The sequence below is a fragment of the Desulfofundulus salinus genome, from assembly GCF_003627965.1.
Classification (GTDB): Bacteria; Bacillota; Desulfotomaculia; order Desulfotomaculales; family Desulfovirgulaceae; genus Desulfofundulus; species Desulfofundulus salinus.
Genome location: NZ_RBWE01000001.1, coordinates 2,694,170 through 2,711,636, shown reverse-complemented (window position 1 = coordinate 2,711,636; position 17,467 = coordinate 2,694,170). Strand labels below are relative to the sequence as shown.

At 56.5% G+C, this 17,467-nt stretch carries 19 protein-coding genes; 15 read left to right on the top strand and 4 right to left on the bottom strand.

Annotated features, from left to right (window positions below; translation table 11 throughout):
• The 7 genes from D7024_RS15265 to D7024_RS13655 all read left to right on the top strand — a co-directional run.
• Nucleotides 1-366 (top strand): 4Fe-4S binding protein (locus D7024_RS15265; protein WP_243113795.1); only part of this gene is annotated, 366 nt, incomplete at its 5' end.
• A gap of 95 nt (nucleotides 367-461) precedes the next feature.
• A complete protein-coding gene (locus D7024_RS13680; protein WP_243113794.1) occupies nucleotides 462-959 on the top strand; it encodes a hydrogenase iron-sulfur subunit in 498 nt (165 codons plus the stop codon).
• A 36-nt stretch (nucleotides 960-995) separates the two neighbouring features.
• Nucleotides 996-2,123, top strand: a complete 1,128-nt coding sequence (locus tag D7024_RS13675; protein WP_121452272.1) for a YecA/YgfB family protein — start codon at nucleotides 996-998, stop codon at nucleotides 2,121-2,123.
• Nucleotides 2,124-2,173: 50 nt separating this feature from the next.
• Nucleotides 2,174-2,743, top strand: a complete 570-nt coding sequence (locus tag D7024_RS13670; RefSeq protein WP_121452271.1) for a 4Fe-4S dicluster domain-containing protein — start codon at nucleotides 2,174-2,176, stop codon at nucleotides 2,741-2,743.
• 68 nt (nucleotides 2,744-2,811) lie between these two features.
• On the top strand, nucleotides 2,812-3,663 hold the full coding sequence (locus tag D7024_RS13665) for a CoB--CoM heterodisulfide reductase iron-sulfur subunit B family protein (RefSeq protein ID WP_121452270.1): 852 nt from the start codon (nucleotides 2,812-2,814) through the stop codon (nucleotides 3,661-3,663).
• 115 nt (nucleotides 3,664-3,778) lie between these two features.
• Nucleotides 3,779-5,044 carry a DNA polymerase IV gene (dinB, locus tag D7024_RS13660; RefSeq protein WP_121452269.1) on the top strand — a complete coding sequence of 422 codons (1,266 nt, stop codon included), beginning with the start codon at nucleotides 3,779-3,781 and terminating at the stop codon, nucleotides 5,042-5,044.
• Nucleotides 5,028-5,324, top strand: coding sequence for a hypothetical protein (locus tag D7024_RS13655; protein WP_243113793.1), 297 nt, complete (start codon nucleotides 5,028-5,030; stop codon nucleotides 5,322-5,324). Before dinB ends, D7024_RS13655 begins: the two co-directional genes overlap by 17 nt.
• A gap of 40 nt (nucleotides 5,325-5,364) precedes the next feature.
• On the opposite strand, the gene D7024_RS13650 is transcribed toward D7024_RS13655, so the two are convergent.
• The 4 genes from D7024_RS13650 to D7024_RS13635 all read right to left on the bottom strand — a co-directional run bounded on the left by D7024_RS13650 (nucleotide 5,365) and on the right by D7024_RS13635 (nucleotide 9,517).
• Nucleotides 5,365-5,706 (bottom strand): hypothetical protein, encoded by a 342-nt coding sequence (locus D7024_RS13650; RefSeq protein ID WP_121452268.1) that lies wholly within the window; start codon nucleotides 5,704-5,706, stop codon nucleotides 5,365-5,367.
• A 116-nt stretch (nucleotides 5,707-5,822) separates the two neighbouring features.
• Nucleotides 5,823-7,295, bottom strand: coding sequence for a PAS domain-containing protein (locus tag D7024_RS13645; RefSeq protein ID WP_121452267.1), 1,473 nt, complete (start codon nucleotides 7,293-7,295; stop codon nucleotides 5,823-5,825).
• Nucleotides 7,296-7,302: 7 nt separating this feature from the next.
• Nucleotides 7,303-7,917, bottom strand: coding sequence for a response regulator transcription factor (locus D7024_RS13640; protein ID WP_121452266.1), 615 nt, complete (start codon nucleotides 7,915-7,917; stop codon nucleotides 7,303-7,305).
• Nucleotides 7,880-9,517: a sensor histidine kinase gene (locus D7024_RS13635; protein WP_121452265.1), complete on the bottom strand. Its 1,638-nt coding sequence runs from the start codon at nucleotides 9,515-9,517 to the stop codon at nucleotides 7,880-7,882. The genes D7024_RS13640 and D7024_RS13635 overlap by 38 nt, the downstream gene beginning before the upstream one ends.
• 451 nt (nucleotides 9,518-9,968) lie before the next feature.
• On the opposite strand from D7024_RS13635, the gene D7024_RS13630 reads away from it, so the two are divergent.
• The 8 genes from D7024_RS13630 to yabP all read left to right on the top strand — a co-directional run bounded on the left by D7024_RS13630 (nucleotide 9,969) and on the right by yabP (nucleotide 17,455).
• Complete coding sequence (locus tag D7024_RS13630) at nucleotides 9,969-11,309, top strand: YeiH family protein (RefSeq protein WP_121452604.1); 1,341 nt, start codon at nucleotides 9,969-9,971, stop codon at nucleotides 11,307-11,309.
• Between the two features lie 123 nt (nucleotides 11,310-11,432).
• Nucleotides 11,433-12,554, top strand: a complete 1,122-nt coding sequence (locus D7024_RS13625; protein ID WP_207666939.1) for a YeiH family protein — start codon at nucleotides 11,433-11,435, stop codon at nucleotides 12,552-12,554.
• A gap of 24 nt (nucleotides 12,555-12,578) precedes the next feature.
• Nucleotides 12,579-12,719, top strand: coding sequence for a hypothetical protein (locus tag D7024_RS14880; protein ID WP_165859374.1), 141 nt, complete (start codon nucleotides 12,579-12,581; stop codon nucleotides 12,717-12,719).
• Between the two features lie 199 nt (nucleotides 12,720-12,918).
• The gene (spoVT, locus tag D7024_RS13620; RefSeq protein ID WP_121452264.1) at nucleotides 12,919-13,479 is read left to right on the top strand and encodes a stage V sporulation protein T; all 561 of its coding nucleotides are present in this window, start codon (nucleotides 12,919-12,921) and stop codon (nucleotides 13,477-13,479) included.
• A 161-nt stretch (nucleotides 13,480-13,640) separates the two neighbouring features.
• Nucleotides 13,641-15,167: a bifunctional methyltransferase/pyrophosphohydrolase YabN gene (gene yabN, locus D7024_RS13615; protein WP_121452602.1), complete on the top strand. Its 1,527-nt coding sequence runs from the start codon at nucleotides 13,641-13,643 to the stop codon at nucleotides 15,165-15,167.
• 39 nt (nucleotides 15,168-15,206) lie between these two features.
• Nucleotides 15,207-15,488: an HU family DNA-binding protein gene (locus D7024_RS13610; RefSeq protein WP_121452263.1), complete on the top strand. Its 282-nt coding sequence runs from the start codon at nucleotides 15,207-15,209 to the stop codon at nucleotides 15,486-15,488.
• A gap of 661 nt (nucleotides 15,489-16,149) precedes the next feature.
• Entirely contained in the window at nucleotides 16,150-17,097 is a 948-nt protein-coding gene (locus tag D7024_RS13605) for a SpoIID/LytB domain-containing protein (protein ID WP_121452262.1), read from the top strand.
• A gap of 85 nt (nucleotides 17,098-17,182) precedes the next feature.
• Nucleotides 17,183-17,455 carry a sporulation protein YabP gene (gene yabP, locus D7024_RS13600; RefSeq protein WP_121452261.1) on the top strand — a complete coding sequence of 91 codons (273 nt, stop codon included), beginning with the start codon at nucleotides 17,183-17,185 and terminating at the stop codon, nucleotides 17,453-17,455.
• Nucleotides 17,456-17,467 lie beyond the last annotated feature (12 nt).

The window sequence follows — 17,467 nt, the reverse complement described above, 5'->3', positions numbered from 1 at the left end:
GCGGCGGAAGGGTTGTACCTGTGCGGCCTGGCCCACTCGCCCAAGCTGGTGGGGGAAAGCATCACCCAGGCCAATGCAGCGGCCATGCGGGCGGTGACGCTGCTGGCCAGGGACCGCCTGGCCAACGTGGCCATTACCGCCACGGTGGAGGAGGAACTCTGCGTGGGCTGCGGCATGTGCGTTAAGGTGTGTGACTACCAGGCCCGGAGCATAGACCCTTTGCGACGGGTGGCCGATGTGAACGAAGCCCTGTGCCAGGGGTGCGGGGCCTGTGTGGCCGCATGTCCCAACGGCGCTTCCCAGCAGAAGGGTTATGAAAAGGGACAGTTGCTGGCCATGGTCAGCGCGGCCCTGGAAGCGGTGTAACAACGCACGAGAATTGGTTTTCCGAAGGCCGTTGGCCAAAAGACCGGCGCACCAAGTCCGTGCACCGTTAAGTATTCAAGTGAGGAGGTTTTCCCATGAGCGTGATGCTTTCGCAACCGCCGTTAGCAGACCCGGTTTCGCAAGAACGGCGGGAACCCGACCTGAAAGTGGTGGCTTCCTTCGAGCCCAAAATTGTCGGTCTGGTGTGCAACTGGTGTTCCTACGCAGGGGCGGACCTGGCCGGGACCTCGCGCATCCAGTACCCGCCCAACATACGTCTGGTAAGGGTTATGTGCACCGGTTCTGTGGATCCCCTCTATATCCTGCGCCCCCTGATGGACGGGGCCGACGGCGTGCTGGTGGGCGGGTGACACCCGGGAGATTGCCACTATGGTAGTGGCAATTATAAGGCCCGGCGCCGTCTTGCGGCCCTGCGGGCCATCCTCAAGCAGTTCGGCATCGGAGAAGAACGGGTGTGGTTCCGTTTCATCAGCGCTTCCGAGGGCAAGCGGTTTGCCGAAACAGTCCAGGAAATGGTTAACGAGTTGAAAAAACTGGGGCCCAACCCCCTGCGCCGCCGTTGGGATATTTGAAGGGGTAATGGGTTGCTTGTAAAAAGGTGATGGATTATGAAAACGGCTTTACTTAAGGTTGAATCCGGTTCCCCCCGGCAGGCCGCGGCAAACTTTTTCCAGGCCCTGCTGGACCGGCAGGTGGTGGATGCCCTGATCGTTCCCAGGGAAGTGCCTTCCCGGCGCATGGTGGTGCCCGCCCTGGCCGTGTCCGGGGATGGGCTGTCCGGCGCGAACCCCTTTGCCCCCGTGGCCATTATCAATGCTGCCCGGGCCGTAAGCAGGCTGACTTCCCGGGATCCCGGGGTGAAAGTGGGGGCGGTTTTGCGTCCCTGTGAAATCCGGGCGCTGGTGGAAATGGCCAAATTCCAGCAGATCACCCTGGAGCAGGTGCTGATCATCGGTACGGACTGCCTGGGCACCTTTGAACCGGCCGATTATTACCACCTGACGGGGGCAGGCTTTGATACCGACGCCTGGCTGGCCCAGGCGGCGGGCTCCGGCAAGGCGGCCTTGAACGGGACGAAAATCAGAACGGCCTGCACCATTTGCGATGCCGTATCTCCTTCCGGTGCTCATTTGTCTCTGCACTGGGCGGGCTGTGATGTCAGCCGGGAACTCTACATTGCCTGCGACGATGAACGGGTTAACCTGGACGCTCTCTTTGACGGCGGCATTTTAGTTCCGCACGAATTGCCGGCGGCCAGGCAATCCCTCATCGAATCCCTGCAAACACAGCGCCGCGAACTGGCAAAAGAAATGTGCCGGGATTTTGCTTCACGGGTTGCGGACGTCAACCGGCTGCTGGATGAACTGGCCCCCTGCCTTGGCTGTCATAACTGCCGGGAGGTTTGTCCCATTTGTGTCTGCCGGGAGTGTGTTTTTGACAGCAACCTGTTTGAACACGAGCCGTCCAGGTACCTGCACTGGGCGGCGGCCCGGGGTGCGCTGGAGCTGCCCACCGACACGCTGCTGTATCACCTGACGCGCATGCATCACATGGGTGTCAGCTGCGTGGGCTGCGGCCAATGTGAAAGCGGCTGTCCCAGCAAGATACCCCTGACCCTTCTTTTCCGCACCATCGGGCAACAACTGCAGCAGCTCTTTGACTATGTGCCCGGTGCCAGTGTTGACGAACCGCCTCCCTTGACCACCTACAAGGAGCACGAACTGGAGCCCCGGTAATGCAGCAGTCTCTAAATCCCGCAGTCGGCAGTGATGTGAGGTGAGTTTTCATGGCCACGGCCACTCTCCACCTTCCGGCAGGGGCAATAACAGTGGATGTGGCGTTCCGGGAAGAGGTGGCTCGCTTAAGCGGTCAGCCCCTGGAGCTCTGCTTTCAGTGCCAGAAATGCGCCTCCGGCTGTTACCCCACCCAGGAAGGTGATTATACGCCCAATGAAATTATGCGCCTGATTCAGTACGGGGCCAGGGACGCGGTGTTTAGGAGCAGGACCATCTGGCTTTGTACGTCCTGTGAAACCTGCGGCCTGCGCTGTCCCAACGGCATTCGCATCGCAGAGGTAATGGACACATTAAAACAAATGGCCGTTGAGCGTGGCATTACCCCTGCCGGTGAGACCGGCCCAATGTTTCATAATCTGTTTCTCAATGAAATCAGGGCTACCGGCCGGATTCACGAAACCATGTTGATGCTCAAGTACAAGTTAAAAACCGGCAATCTTTTTGCGGATATGAAGCTGGGCTGGCAGCTCTTCCGGCGGGGTAAGCTGCCCCTGTTACCGCGCCTCAAAAAAGACCCGGCGGTGCGCCAGATCTTTGAGCGGGCCGGCGGGCAGGGGTAAACAGGGGCAACGCCGTGCCTCTCTGGCGACAAGCGTTTTTGATCGTTTTCTGGAAGAGGTGCATCATCATGCAATACAGCTACTATCCTGGCTGCTCCCTGGAGGCCACCGGGGTGGAATACAACCTTTCCACCCGGGCGGTGGCCGGGGCTCTGGGGCTGGAGCTGGTGGAGCTGCCCGGCTGGACCTGCTGCGGCTCCTCTTCGGCCCACGCGGTGAACAAAGACCTGACTTTGGGACTGGCGGCCCACAATATCGCCCTGGCCCAGCAGCAGGGTCGGGACCTGGTGGTGCCCTGCTCGGCCTGTTACACCCGCCTGTCCAAAGCCGACCACCAGATGAGGCATGACCCCGGGGAAAGGGCGCGGGGAGAAATGCTGGCGGGCTTTTCCTACACCGGTGAGATCCAGATTTATTCCTTTCTGGAAGTGGTCAGGGTACAGGTGGGCATGGAAAGGGTTGCCCAAACGGTACGGCAGTCCCTGACTGGTCTAAAGCTGGCCTGCTATTATGGGTGCCTTTTAGTCCGACCGCCCGAAGTGCGCCCCTTTGACCGGGCCGAAGACCCCACCTCCCTGGATGAGCTGGTTGCCGCCCTGGGGGCGGAGCCGGTTCCCTGGTGTTATAAAACCACCTGTTGCGGGGCCGGGCTTTCCCTGACCCGGCCGGAGGTGGTGGAGCAGCTGGTTGCCCGGCTTTTGTCCGCCGCCCGGGAAGCCGGGGCCGACGCCCTGGTTAGCGCCTGTCCGTTGTGCCAGAACAACCTGGAGATGCGCCGCCCGGCTCAAGAGGGCATCCCCGTGTTTTACTTTACCGAATTAATGGGCCTGGCTTTCGGGTTGGGGGAGGCATCCGGTTGGTTGAAAAAACACCTGGTCGATCCCTTCCCTTTATTGCAGCGGTTTTCCCTGGTGGGGTAGCCGGTACGAAGGTCCCTGGACAGCGGTTGCCCAGGAAATATTTACCTCTTGCCAGAGAACAATTGTTCTGGATAAAATGAGATCAGAACACTTGTTCAGGGCAGGAGGTTTTATTATGTCCCGGGCCATTTTGCTGGTTGACATGAACGCCTTTTTTGCCAGCGTCCATCAGGCCCTGGATCCGGGCTTGCGGGGCAAGCCGGTGATCGTCGCCGGGGATCCGGCCAGGCGCCACGGCATTGTCCTGGCCGCCAGCTACGAGGCCAGGGCCAAAGGGGTGAAGACCGGCCTGACGGTGGCCGAGGCCCGCCTGGTCTGCCCCGAAGGAATCTTCATCAAGCCGCAGCACGACCTCTACGTTCGCTTTTCCGCCCGTATCCTGCGCATCCTGCACGACTTCACCCCCCTGGTGGAGCCTTTTTCCATTGACGAAGCCTTTTTGGACGTTACCGGCTGCCGGAAGCTCCTGGGTTCCCCGGTGGAAATTGCCCGCCGGCTGAAAGCACGCATTCGCCAGGAAGTGGGCATCACCTGCAGCGTGGGGATTGGCCCCAACAAGCTCCTGGCCAAAATGGCGGCGGAACTGCAAAAACCCGACGGCCTCACCCAGCTCACTTTCGAGGATGTACCCCGGCGCCTGTGGCCCCTGCCGGTGCGGGAACTTTTCGGCGTGGGCCCCCGTTACGAAGAGCACCTGAGAAAGTTGAACATCCATACCATTGGCGACCTGGCCAACTTCCCGGTGGATGTCCTTAAAAGGCGATTTGGGGTCTACGGAGAAGCCCTGTGGTTCTGCGCCCGGGGTATCGACCACAGCCCGGTGGATCCCGGCAGTTTGAAGCAGGTGAAAAGCATCGGGCAGCAAATCACCCTTCCCCGGGATTACCGGGGCGAGGAGATCAAGGTGGTGCTATGGGAGCTGGCCGACCGGGTGGCCCGGCGGGCCCGGGCGGGAGGATGTGCCGGCAGAACGGTGGTGCTGTCCCTCAAAGACACCCGCTTTAACTGGCTGTCCCGCCGGAAAACCCTGCCTTTCCACACCAGCCTGGCCGGGGATATTTACCGGGTCGCGGCGGATTTGCTGGAACAGCACTGGTCCCCGCACTGGCCGGTGCGCCTGGTGGGGCTTACCCTGAGCGGTTTAACGGCCCGCATGCCGGAACAGCTGACCCTCTTCGGCGAAAGGGAAAGGCGGCAAAGGGCGGAACAGGCCTGCGATGCCATTAAGAAACGGTACGGGGAAAAGGCCATTTTCCGGGCCGTGTCCCTTACCCGGGCGGGGGTGTTCTATACAGAACCACCCCGTACCGCACCGTCTTTTCTTATGAAAGTGCCGGAAACAGGTCAGATGGGGGTGGGGATGGATGATGGAAGGCAATAAACTTTGGTGGAGCCGCCGGCTCATGCTGCCGGAAATGAGGGAAAAGGCCGTACATACCTGCAGTGACTGCCGTTATCTGGTCAGGATACAAGGGCGAGAGGAAGTGCGCTGGGGCTGTATGGCCGGGCTTCCCAAATACGGCATGCTGGAAAGGCGCGTGCCGCCGGAAATCCATGCCCTGGACATTTTGAAAATGGCCGGCCGGGAGGGGCTGCAGGCCGTACTGGCCTGCAGCCACCCGGATAACCCGGCCTGCGGCTTGTTCCGGCCCCGCATTTGAACTCCCACGGTTCTGCCGCAATTCCTGTCGTCCGAAGCGTTTACATTATCCCCCACTGGCGTGTATACTCCAGTTTGATCTCATACTCGCAGGGCGCGAATCCATGCTCCTGCAGTAAGTTCTTCACCTGGTACGCCTCCAGTTGGCTGCCTTCCAGGACAACGGCCCGCCGGGTGCCCCGGCAGCAAAAGCCCCTCTCCTGCAAAAGCTCCATCATGGAAGCCACCCGCTCCAGCCGTTCCTTCAGAAAATCACCCAGCTGGCGCACGTCTTCCGGCCGGACCATGTCCACGCCCTGGATTTTCTCCAGGGGAGGGACTTCCCCGGGCAGCCAGTTTCTTTCCAAAAGTTTCAGTATCACCGTAACCCGGTAGTTCACCATAACCTCTCATCTCCTATAATTACCATATTAACATTATCAGGGATGACCTAATAAGCCAATAAAAAGGTACCGGGCTGTTAACTTATTTCAGGGGGGCAGCCCCTTTTTGTTACTTATTACCGGGGACGGAGGGGCTCGAGGCCGGGGTTTCCCCCTGTTCCGGACTCCAGCAGCACCAGCGTCCCGGCGTATACCCCTTCGTCGTCGTAGACGAAAATCACTTCCCCGTCCAGGTTGCGGGAGTCCAGGTGCACCCTTTTCACAGACCGGGAACCCATGTTCCGGTAAATGAAGCCGGCCAGCTCGGGGTCCACGGCATCTATGCTGATGCCCGTCTCCAGGTTGCCCAGGTAACAGCGGGCCATCAGGTTGGCCTGGACCACCCTGTGATTGCGGTCCACATAGACCGCTCCCTGGGGCAGGGCTTCCATGAGGCGGGACAGGACCCGGCCGCAGGTTTCCTCCTCCTTGCCGCCGGCACCGATTACCGTCAGTGCTCCCAGCACCTTGCCCTTTTTAATAATGGGGGAATGGATGGCCTGCAGCAGACGGTCGGCCGTTCTCAGGGTCAGGGTACCATACCTGTTTTGTTTGTCAGGGGCATCCCCGATGTGTCCCAGGATTTCCTTTAACTTCGCGCCTTTCAGCGGCCCTTTGGCCGTGAATATTTCATGGGCTGCCTGGTTGGCGAAGAGCACCCGCCCGGCGTTGTTGGAAATAATTACTCCCTCATGCACATGGTTAAAGATGTTGAAATCGATGTTTTCGAAATAGGTCCGGGCGCTGTTCACCCCCCACAGTTCCACCAGGAACTGGTAGAGGCAGCAGTAGAGGGCAAATAGCAATAGCATGATGGTAATGATGCGGTAGGTGTCGAAGTTATTTTCCCGCAAAAAAAAGTACAGCTGCCATGGAGGATCACCTACGGTCAGGGAATTTACGTCATATGCTAACTGGTTGGCATAGAATTTTTCTTCCCGGCCGCTGAACTGGTCCAGCAATTCCCGTTCAAAGGGCCACACCAGGGGAGTCTTTCCACTGGCAAAAACGGCCACCTTACAGGTGTTGCCCAGGAATTCCTGGGAAAGCTCCTGTTGAAAGTCCATAATGCTGAAGTCCAGTGCCAGCCATTCCTTCCCCAGGGGAGTGACCACGGTTACCACCGTTTGAGCGCCGTCACCGGTATGCACTCCCAGCACCCGGGACCCCTGCCGGGGTGGCTGTGACCGGAACTTTTCCAGCGGCAGGTCTCCAGGGGGTATCTCTGTTCGAGCCACCACTCGTCCTGTGGCGTCCAGAATGTATGCGCCGGTAATGCGGTGATCGAAAAGGGGCAGCTCTTTTAAAGCGGCGTTCCTGTCGGGCCGGCCGTTAAGTTTTCGGGCGGCTCCTTCGGTGACTCCCCGCAGGTTGTTGAGAAAAAAGCTGGTTTTATTGACGGCCACCTGGCGGATGGTTTCCTCGTAGTCGTTCATGATGCCTTTTAAAAAGCGGAATTCCACAACGAAGAGCATGGTTATAATGGTCAGGAAGAAGAGCATTATAAACATCAGCCAGGCGCTGTTGTTTACCGTCAGGGTTTTTTTCATAGTATCCTCACCTTACCAGTCCCCTGCGGGCGGCGGCGGCCAGGGCTTCTTCCAGGGTCCCCACCCCCAGCTTGGTGCAGATGCCCCTGATGCGGCGCCGCAGTGTGGACAGGCTGATATAGAGTTTGGCGGCCACTTCCTTCTGGTCTTCGCCCCGGGCAATGAGCTGCAGAATGCTGGTTTCCTGGTCCGTCAGCACCGGGCTATCGGGTTTTAACAACAGTTCCGCCTGCAACCCCGGATAAAGGTATGTGCCGCCCTTGTAAACCATATTGATGGCCGAGCGGATTTCATCAAAGAAGGCATATTTAGGTACAAACCCGTGTACGCCCCGCTCCATGGCCTTGCGGATGAAGGTGACGTCGTCATAGGTAGTTAGGGCCACAAATTTTACATGAGGGTGGGATTGGGCCATGCCGCTGCACAGGTCCAGGCCGTCACCGTCCGGGAGGCCGATGTCCAGGAGGACGATATCCACGTTCGGGCTCATGTTCTGCAGTGCCGCGGCGCAGGAATCGGCTTCGGCCACCACCTGCATGTTTTCTTCCATATCAATCAGCCTTTTCAGGCCCTCGCGGAAAACGTTATGATCCTCCACCAGCATGATCCCGATCTTCTTCACTGCCTTTCCCCCCTTCAGTAAGTGGTACGGTCAGGGTTACGCAGAATCCCCCATCCATAAAGCCGTATGCCAGGTCCCCGCCGATAAACCTGGCTCTTTCCTTCATTCCCCACAGTCCTTTTCCGGGTACGGGCTCCTCTTCCCGCATTCCCCCGTTGTCCAGGATCTCTATCTGCAGGGTATCGCCTGTTTCGTTGAAGTGGATGTCCACCTCCGTGGCCGCCGAATGCCTGGCCACATTGGTCAGGGCTTCCTGAATAATGCGGTAAATGAATATTTCCCTGTCCCGGCCCAGGCGCAATGAACGCTGACGGTAGAAAATATAGACTCTGCGGTTATGGATGCGTTCGAAATTGGCGCTATAGGATTCCAGGGCCGGGATCAGTCCCACCTTTTCGATCAGGTAGGGGTGAATGTCGTTCATGATGCTTCGCATGTCGATGGCCGCATTCTGGCACTGGGTACGCAGCAGGCACAGGTTCTTTTGCACCTCTTCCGGCAGCTTTTCCCCGTGCACCCGCAGCACGTAGTCCAGGCCATGGATGATGCTGGACAGATACCGGCCGATCCAGTCGTGAATTTCAATGGACAGGTGCTTTCTTTCCCTTTCAATGGTGTCCAGCAGAATGGTGCCGTCCTTCGGTTCGGGCGCCTGCCGGGCGGTGAGCACGGCACCGGCCGTTCTGCCAAAAAGGTAGACCGGGGCGCAGTCCACAGTCAAGAGCAGCCGGCCTCCTTCCCGGTTATAGCTCAGCGGGCAGTCCGCCGTTTTTTCCCCCTGCAAAAGGGCCTGGTAAATGGGCTGGACCACTTTCTGCCAGTGGGGGTACAGGATCAGGATGTCCCCCAGGTTTTTACCGGCCGCCGTTTCCCGGGAAAGGTTAAAAAGTTTTTCCGCCGCCGGGTTTAAATACTGTAGCCTTTCCTTCCGGTCCACAAAGACCACGGCCCTGGAAGAGTCCCTCACCAGGTCCTGCAGGCAGGAATACCAGGCCGCCAGGGGCCGGAGCGCCGTGCCGGTCCACAATACCGCTCCCAGGGAAAGGAGGGAAAGAAAAAACATCAGCAGGCCTTCTTTACGCAATAAAGCCAAGGTACGTTCCAGCAGGTCTTTATTTTTCTGCCCGCCGTCCCCAGCCAGGGCGGCGGCCCGGTAGGCCAGCTGCCGGCAGAGGTCCCGGTGCTGCCACAGCAAAAGTTCACGGCTGGTATCCCGGTGGGATGCCCCGCGGGGTATCACTTCCCTTTCCACAAAGGAGGTATAGGCCCTGGTCAGGGCCATCAGCTCCGCCACGTCCTGCTTTCTGGATTGTTCCACCAGGTTATAGAGTTGCAGTTCTCTTTTTGCCGTTTCCACGCTGTAGTGGCGGAAATCATTCAGTGCCTGGGCATTACCGTAAAAGATATAATCCTGTACAGCGCCGGTCAGGTGGTAGATGCCGGATGTTATTTCCTGGTACTCAATCTGGCGCTGAAATTCCAGCTCTACCTGGTTTAACTGCTGCGGCAGGGTGTAACCTGTGTAAATTAACAGCAAAACCGGCAGCAGTATCGTGATGAACAATACCGTCCATGGCCACCAGGTCAGGTTTTGATTCACTGATGTCACCTTCTACCCTCATAACAGGTTGACTTTTCGTTCCTTAAACAATAAGAGTGCACAATATAAGAATACGGCAGAGCTGGTATAATTCCTACGGGAATCTTCTGGTCATGTGTGGGATGTGGTATCTCTTTCCAAGATCATTATGGCAAACGGCACGAATCGCTCTTTTTGATGAACCAAAAAGTTCATCTTTATGAATGAAACGCTTCGTTTGTTTGAACATTCAGTTCATCCTGCCCTGCAGTCATTGATCATCCGGCGATGGTGTACTAAGATAAGCTTAACTAATTAAAGGCATAAGAAGTGGGGGTGTTTTAGCAGGAGGAGGAAAAGGGTGTAGATTTAAGGGATTGTGAGCACAAGCATGAAAGCGGAGTTTCGTTATGGGGAGGGAATAGAAATGAATGGTCATGCACAAAGTGCCGGAATGAAAGCTGGTGCGGGCATGCCTGCAGTACCGCAGTCCCACGGGTGGTCCGAGCTCTGGAAAAAAGAAGACTACTGGGCCATCTGGATGGGGCTGGGCGTTGTACTGGCCGCCCTGATCTTCTTCTATGCCGGCAGTTCCATCAAGCCCATTGCCGTGGCGCCGCCCACCTGGGTGGATTTCAGCACCGTTTCCCAACATTTCGCTGTTGAATGGACCTGGTATTTCGGACTTTATTTCCTCTTTGTGGCTCTTTTTACCATCAGTAGTGTAGCCATGGGTTATAAGGTCAAGGAATACATTGTCGGATTTACCCTTCTGTTCCTGATTTCTACGGTTATTCTGGTGGTTGGTTCCTGGAAGGTGGCCATTGACTATAACCTGGAACCGCCCCTTTTAGCCCTGTTGCTGGGCATGATCGTTAGTAACACCTTCAAGCTACCCAAATGGCTGGATACCACCTTCCGTACGGAATTTTACGTCAAGACCGGTATTGTGTTGCTTGGTGCCACGCTGCCCTTTACCCTTATCATCCAGGCCGGCCCGGTGGCCTTCCTGCAGGCCACCATTGTGGCGGTGGCTACTTTCCTGACTATTTTCTTTGCCGCTACCAGGCTGTTCGGCCTGGACAGGCGCTTCGGTGCCACCCTGGCCGCCGGCGGATCTATCTGCGGCGTATCGGCCTGCATTGCCCTGGGTGGTGCGGTGAAGGCCAAAAAGGAACACGTCTCAATCGGTATTTCCCTGGTGGTCATCTGGGCCATTATAATGATTATCGTTCTGCCCCTTGCGGCCAAAGCAATGGGCATGCCGCCCGGCATCGCAGGGGCATGGATCGGTACTTCCGAGTTTGCCGATGCGGCCGGTTTTGCGGCGGCCGCGGCCATCGGGGACGAAGCGGCCATCCGGTCCTTTACCCTGGTGAAGGTGGTGGGACGGGACATCTGGGTTGGCCTGTGGTCACTGATCATGGCCATTATTGCCTGTACGGTCTGGGAGCGCAGCTGCTCCACCGACCGGGGTGAAAAGGTAAACGTCATGGAAATATGGTGGCGATTCCCCAAGTTTGTCATCGGCTTCTTCCTGGCTTCCCTGATCATGACCTTTGTGGCCATACAGTTTTCACCGGTGGAATTTAAAAAGGTGCTCACCCCCGAGGTTATCGGACCCATAAAGACTTTGCGCACCTGGACCTTCGTCTTTACTTTCCTTTCCATCGGATTTACCACCCGGTTCAGGGAGCTGACCGCCTTCGGCTGGAAGCCCCTGGCCGCCTTTACCCTGGGCGTGGCCGTAAACGTACCCCTGGGTTACATCCTGTCGGTGCTCATCTTCGGGAATTACTGGGCGAAGATTTAAAGCAGTATCTCCCGGCCTGCCCTGCCCGCCTGTCGGGCAGGGCTTTAATTTGTTCCTCCCTTCTGCTAAAATTAAAAAAGGTTTATATGAATTTTCGCCATTTCTCCCCGGAGGGCTGGTTTCGTGGGCAAGATTATTATTTTCGCCAAAACTATCCCCGGTATTTTGCTCATGCTGGCCATTGCCGTACTGGCCCGGGGCGGAGGCGATTTGGGATTGCCCTGGTGGCCGGGGTTGGAGAGTCTTCTCGCCGGCAGCCCCCTGGCCAGGAGGGTGTTTATTGATATTCTTCATCTGAACCACATTCTTATCTCCATTATCCTGGGTATGCTGGTGGGGAATCTTTTAGGCATACCCCGCTGGGCGGAGGCAGGTATCCGAACTTCCAGCCTGTTCATTAAAATAGGCGTTATTTTGCTGGGTTCGCTTTACAGCGTCATGGATCTGGCTGCACTGGGCAGCACGGCAGTAATCATCATTGTCTGCTTTATCGTCTTTATGCTGTTGTTTACCGTCTGGCTGGGTAACAGAGTGGGTATGGACCCGGCCGGTGCAGCCACCCTGGCGGCAGGCACGGCGGTGTGCGGTGTTTCGGCCATCCTGGCCACCGCCCCGGCGGTGCGGGCCAGGAACACCGACGTGGTGTACTCCATTGCCACCATTCTTTTCTTTGGCCTGATAAGCCTGTTTGTCTTTCCGGTGGTGGGTACGCTGGCGGGTTTGAGCCCCCACCAGTTTGGCGTATGGGCCGGCACGGGCATCATGAATTCCGGTCAGGTTCTGGCGGTATGCCTCACCTTTGACCCCGGTACCGTTACCCATCCTTCGGTAAGCCTGAAAACCGGGGAGATTTACAACCTGACGCGGGTAATTTTCCTGCCCTTCGTGGTGCTTTTCCTGGCCTTGTATGCCAGCCGCTACTTCACGGCGGAGGATGAAGTCAACATTAATACCGGTCTATGGAGTAAATTTCCCGTTTTTGTGCTGGGTTTCTTGACCATGGTTTTTCTCACTTCCTTTGGCTTTTTGGGGTCCACGTCGCCTCCTTCCAGGGAACTCACCATCATCCGGCACCTGTACAGCTGGTTTTTTGCCATCGGCCTAGCCGGCCAGGGGATGCGGATATCTCTGGCCGAATTGCGCCGGGCGGGGAGCAAGCCGCTTTTGGTGGGCACAGTGGCCGCCTTCCTCAAGGCCCTGCTGGCCCTGATTGTGGTGATCCTGTTTGTACCGCGGGAACCCTGAAAAATAAAAAGGGGTGGAGAGCTGTTGCTTTATCCGGATAAAAACGAACGTTCCCCGGAGGATGAGGAAGAATTTTTTTCCGTGTTTGTTACGGAAAGGCTGGAGGATTACCTGGCCCTTTCCCTGGCGGCGATAATCCTGATCGTCATTCTATTATTTTTTTAATAATATGGCGTACTCCCGCCGCCAGTGGACAAGGAAAGAGATTTGTCCAGTAAAAACGGAAAAAAAAGCCTTTGTCCACAAAAATGAAAAATATTTGTTTTACATTGGAAAAAAATGAATAAGTCTCTCCCTCCTGTTATATACTATCACTGGAAAGTTGAATCGCGCCAGATTGCAACAAAGGGAGGGAAGGGTGACCATGAAAGCAACGGGTATTGTTCGCCGCATTGATGATCTAGGAAGAGTGGTAATTCCCAAGGAAATCAGAAGGACGCTTCGCATCCGTGAAGGGGACCCTCTGGAAATCTTTGTAGACAGGGAAGGTGAGGTAATCTTAAAGAAATACTCGCCCATTGGCGAGTTGGGGGACTTTGCCAAAGAATATGCCGATTCGCTGCATGAAGCCCTGGGGCACATTGCCTGCATTGCCGACCGGGATACTATTATTGCCGTTGCCGGAGCACCCAAGAAGGAATACCTGAATAAACCCATTGGTGCAGCCGTGGAAAAGGTGATGGAAGAACGCAAGGCAGTGATTATCAACAATCCCGGGGAAGACCCCTACTGCAAGGAATGCCTGACTGCGGAAGAAGGGGAATGCAAGTATTCGGCGGAAGTTATTGCCCCCATCATTGCCGAAGGCGATCCCATTGGAGCGGTGATCCTGGCCTCCAAGGAGCCGGATGTAAAAATGGGCGAACTGGAGTTGAAGCTGGCCGAAACGGCAGCCGGCTTCCTGGCAAAACAAATGGAACAGTAAAAGGTGGCCTGCCGGCCACTTTTTTGTTGGGTACTTATCGCTCGACACATTTCTTTTTCAGCATTCAATTGGATCTAATTAACGTCTTGATGTATAATTATTTTTGCCGTGCCGACGATATAAACATTGGGGGTGAAAGGCCCGTTTCAGCGGGTTTTATTATGGGTGCACAAATTACCGTGGTTGGATTGGGGCCGGGTAATCCCGGTCACCTGCCCCTGTCCGTATGGGAGGTGTTGTGCAAGGCGAAGCGTTTATTTTTGCGCACCGAGCGGCATCCGGTAGTTCCCTGGCTTAAAGAAAAAGGCATCTCCTTTGAAACCTTTGATTACCTCTACGAAACCGGCCGGGATTTTCAGGACGTCTACCGGCGCATGGCCGAAACCCTGCTCGGCGAAGCGTCCGGGGAGCCGCTGGTTTTTGCCGTACCCGGCCATCCCCTGATGGCGGAAGAGGCCGTGGGCATTGTTTTGCAAGAAGGGTCCCGGCGGGGCTTGAAGGTGGACGTGCTTCCGGCCATGAGTTTTGTGGATGTGATTTGCAGCGCCCTGGGGCTGGATCCGGGCAATGGTTTACACCTGGTGGATGGTTTGCGCCTTGACCGGCAGGAACCGGTACCGGGGGTAGCCAACATCATCTTCCAGGTCTACAGCCGCCTGGTGGCTTCGGACGTAAAATTAACCCTTATGGAGTACTATCCCGCCGCCCACCCGGTGACGGTGATCCGGGCTGCAGGGGTTCCTGATCTTGAGCGGATTGAGGAACACCCCCTGTATGAGCTGGACCGGTTGGACTGGTTTGATCACCTCACCAGCCTGTACCTTCCCCCCTGCCCCGGGGTAGCCGGGAAATGCCATTATCCACTGGACTCCCTGGTTGAGGTGATGGCCACCTTGCGGGGCGGGCAGGGCTGTCCCTGGGACCGGGAACAGACTCACCGCAGCCTGCGTCCCTTCTTGCTGGAAGAGGCCTACGAAGTGCTGGAAGCTATTGACCAGGAAGACATGTATAAACTTTGTGAGGAATTGGGAGACTTATTGTTACAAATAGTTTTTCACAGCCAGCTGGCCAGGGAAAAGGATTTTTTCGACATAAACGATGTGGTAAGGGGAATTACCGCTAAAATGCTACGCCGGCATCCCCATGTCTTTGGAGATGTTTCGGTGCGGAATAGCGCGGAAGTCCTTGCCAACTGGGACCAGATTAAAGCGCAAGAGGAAGGTAAGGAAAGGCCAGCCTCGCTTTTAAAGGAGGTTCCCCGCTCCCTGCCGGCTCTGTTACAGGCCAGCTCCGTTCAAGCCCGCGCGGCCAGGGCTGGTTTTGACTGGCCCGATTACCGGGGTGCCCTGGACAAGGTTTTCGAGGAGTTGCAGGAAGTAAGGCAGGCCCTTTCCGAGGGTCGGAGGGCGGAGCTGGAAAGGGAACTGGGAGATCTGCTTTTTGCGGTGGTTAACCTCTCCCGCCTGCTGGGTGTGGAAGCCGAGGTGGCCCTTTACGGTGCCATCAACCGTTTTCGACGCCGCTTCCAGCATATAGAGGAACGGGCGCGACAATGCGGCCGGGACCTGACCAGCTTTACCCTGGACCAGCTCGACGCCTGGTGGGAGGAGGCAAAGAAGGTGGAACAGATAGAAAAAAAGCGGAATAATTTTCATGCCGGGAGGAAACCCGGGAGATTTAGCGAATAATAAGTCAGACTATGTCTAAACCTTCTGAGGGGGGTATTTATGAACAAAGCAGAGCTCATTTCCCAGGTAGCAGAGAAAACAGAGCTGACTAAAAAGGATGCCGAAAAGGCTGTGAGTGCCGTGCTGGCCGCCATTGAGGAAGCTCTGGCCCGGGGGGATAAGGTTCAGCTGGTAGGTTTTGGTACCTTCGAAATTCGTGAACGGGCCGCCCGCAAGGGCCGCAATCCACAAACAGGGGAAGAAATCGAGATTGCAGCTGCCCGTGTCCCCGTATTCAAAGCCGGTAAAGCCCTGCGGGATGCAGTTTCAGCTGCTACATAAAAGTAAAAGCAGAAAGAGGCCTGAAAACTGGGCCTCTATTTATTTTCTACGCAAAAGATGGCGGATGCACGAGCTAAATGAAGGGACAGGCCCTATTTTATTCCTTTTTAGCCTGAAATCGCCATCGACTTCCGATGTGTATTTATGGTAACATTAACAATAAATAGCATCGGAGGTGGTCCGCATGTGTTTGAACAGACATATCGGAATCCATGGAAAAGTTAGAGGGGAGTCTATTGCCGGAAAGTGTGTGTGTTCGGGGGGGAGGGCGCTGTACCCGGGTTTTGAGGTTTTGTGCCGGGGGCCCAACCGGGGGTGGCGATGGCGAATGGGCATGGGGGTGAGGGGGCCTTGACGGTTTAAGGGGCCGGCAAAAGGGGAGATGGTTGGTGGTGCGGGTATTCCACAAAAGGCGAGGACGCCTGGTCCAGGAATGCGTGAGGCTGCTTTTAAAGAGCCATTTTTTAAACGCGTAACAACGACGGTACCCCGCCATCAACAGGCAAGAGTTTTCGTGTTACCGTACCGGCCGGCCGTACGGAATTTAAAAAGTAAGGAGGTGTGACAGGTACTGCCGGCGTGGGCATAATTTTACCCCTCCGGGCAAAAAATAAAGGGCAAATGCCAGCAATGCCTTTTTCGCTACGGAGGGGGAGAAAAGATGTTGAAGCCTGTGTTCACCCGCGCAGTTATTGTCACCACCTTGATCGGTCTTTTAATTGCCGGTTGCACCAGGGCGGCACCCCGCAAACCGGCACCCCCTGCTCCCGGCCGGGAGCCTACCATCAGCCTCTATGTGAACGAAACCGGTGAAAGGAAAAACATAAAACTGGAAGACTATGTGGCCGGCGTAGTGGCGGCGGAAATGGAACCGACCTGGCCGGTCAATGCCCTGGCAGCCCAGGCCATTTTGGCCCGCACCTTTACCATGGAAAACATCAAGGCCGGACGGGTAAAGAAACTCCACGGCACCGATGCCTCTACCAGTGTCCAGGAGTTTCAGGCCTACGATCCCTCCCGCATTAACGATAACGTACGGCAGGCCGTGGCCCGCACCCGGGGGGAGGTGGCCATGTACAGGGGGGACTATATCAAGGCCTGGTTCAACGCCTGCGACGGTGGTGTGACCGCCTCTGCGGCCGAGGGGTTGGCCTACACCAAAACTCCCACGCCCTATGTGCGAGCAGGCGCGCGGGATAACTGTCTATCCATTACCACACCAGAAAACAGGCACTGGGAGAGGCGCATTCCCCTGGAACAGGTCCGGGCGGCAGTAATCAAGATTGCCGGACAGGATCCGGGGCCAATTACATCGGTGCGCATAGTGCGCCGCGGCCCCTCAGGCCGGGCCGAGCAGTTGCAGATTGGAAAGGCAACCGTGAGTGGCCCGGCACTCCGTCTGGCCCTGGGGAGCGAGTGGGTACGCTCCATGCTCCTTACCAGTGCCCGGGTAGAGGACAATGCCCTGGTCCTGACCGGGAAAGGATACGGACACGGTGTGGGCATGTGTCAGTGGGGGGCCAGGTTAATGGCCCAGCAGGGACGTTCTCCGGAGGATATCGTCCGCTTTTACTTCAAGGACATTGAAATTAGAAAGTTATGGCAGTAAGCAGGTGGTGCTCGCCACCTTTTTTTTTGCATAAAACCCGCCGGGGTGCATAGATATGAAAGTGAGCAGTCCGGGGGTGAGGTACATGGAAGGTAAGCATAAAGTAATTTTGACCGACCGCAAGTACCTGCTGGTTGAAGGCGTGCGGCACGTGGAGAGCTTTGACGATAACGAGATCACCCTGGACACCACCATGGGGTTTTTGACCTTGAAGGGCGAAGGTTTGCATATCACCCAGCTGGACCTTCAAAAAGGCAACTTGACCGCCGAGGGGTTCTTCGCCAGCTTCTTATTCCAGGAAGACAAAGGCAGGGGGCGGGTCAAAGGAAAAAACGTGTTGAAACGGCTGTTAAAGTAAGGAACATAAGCG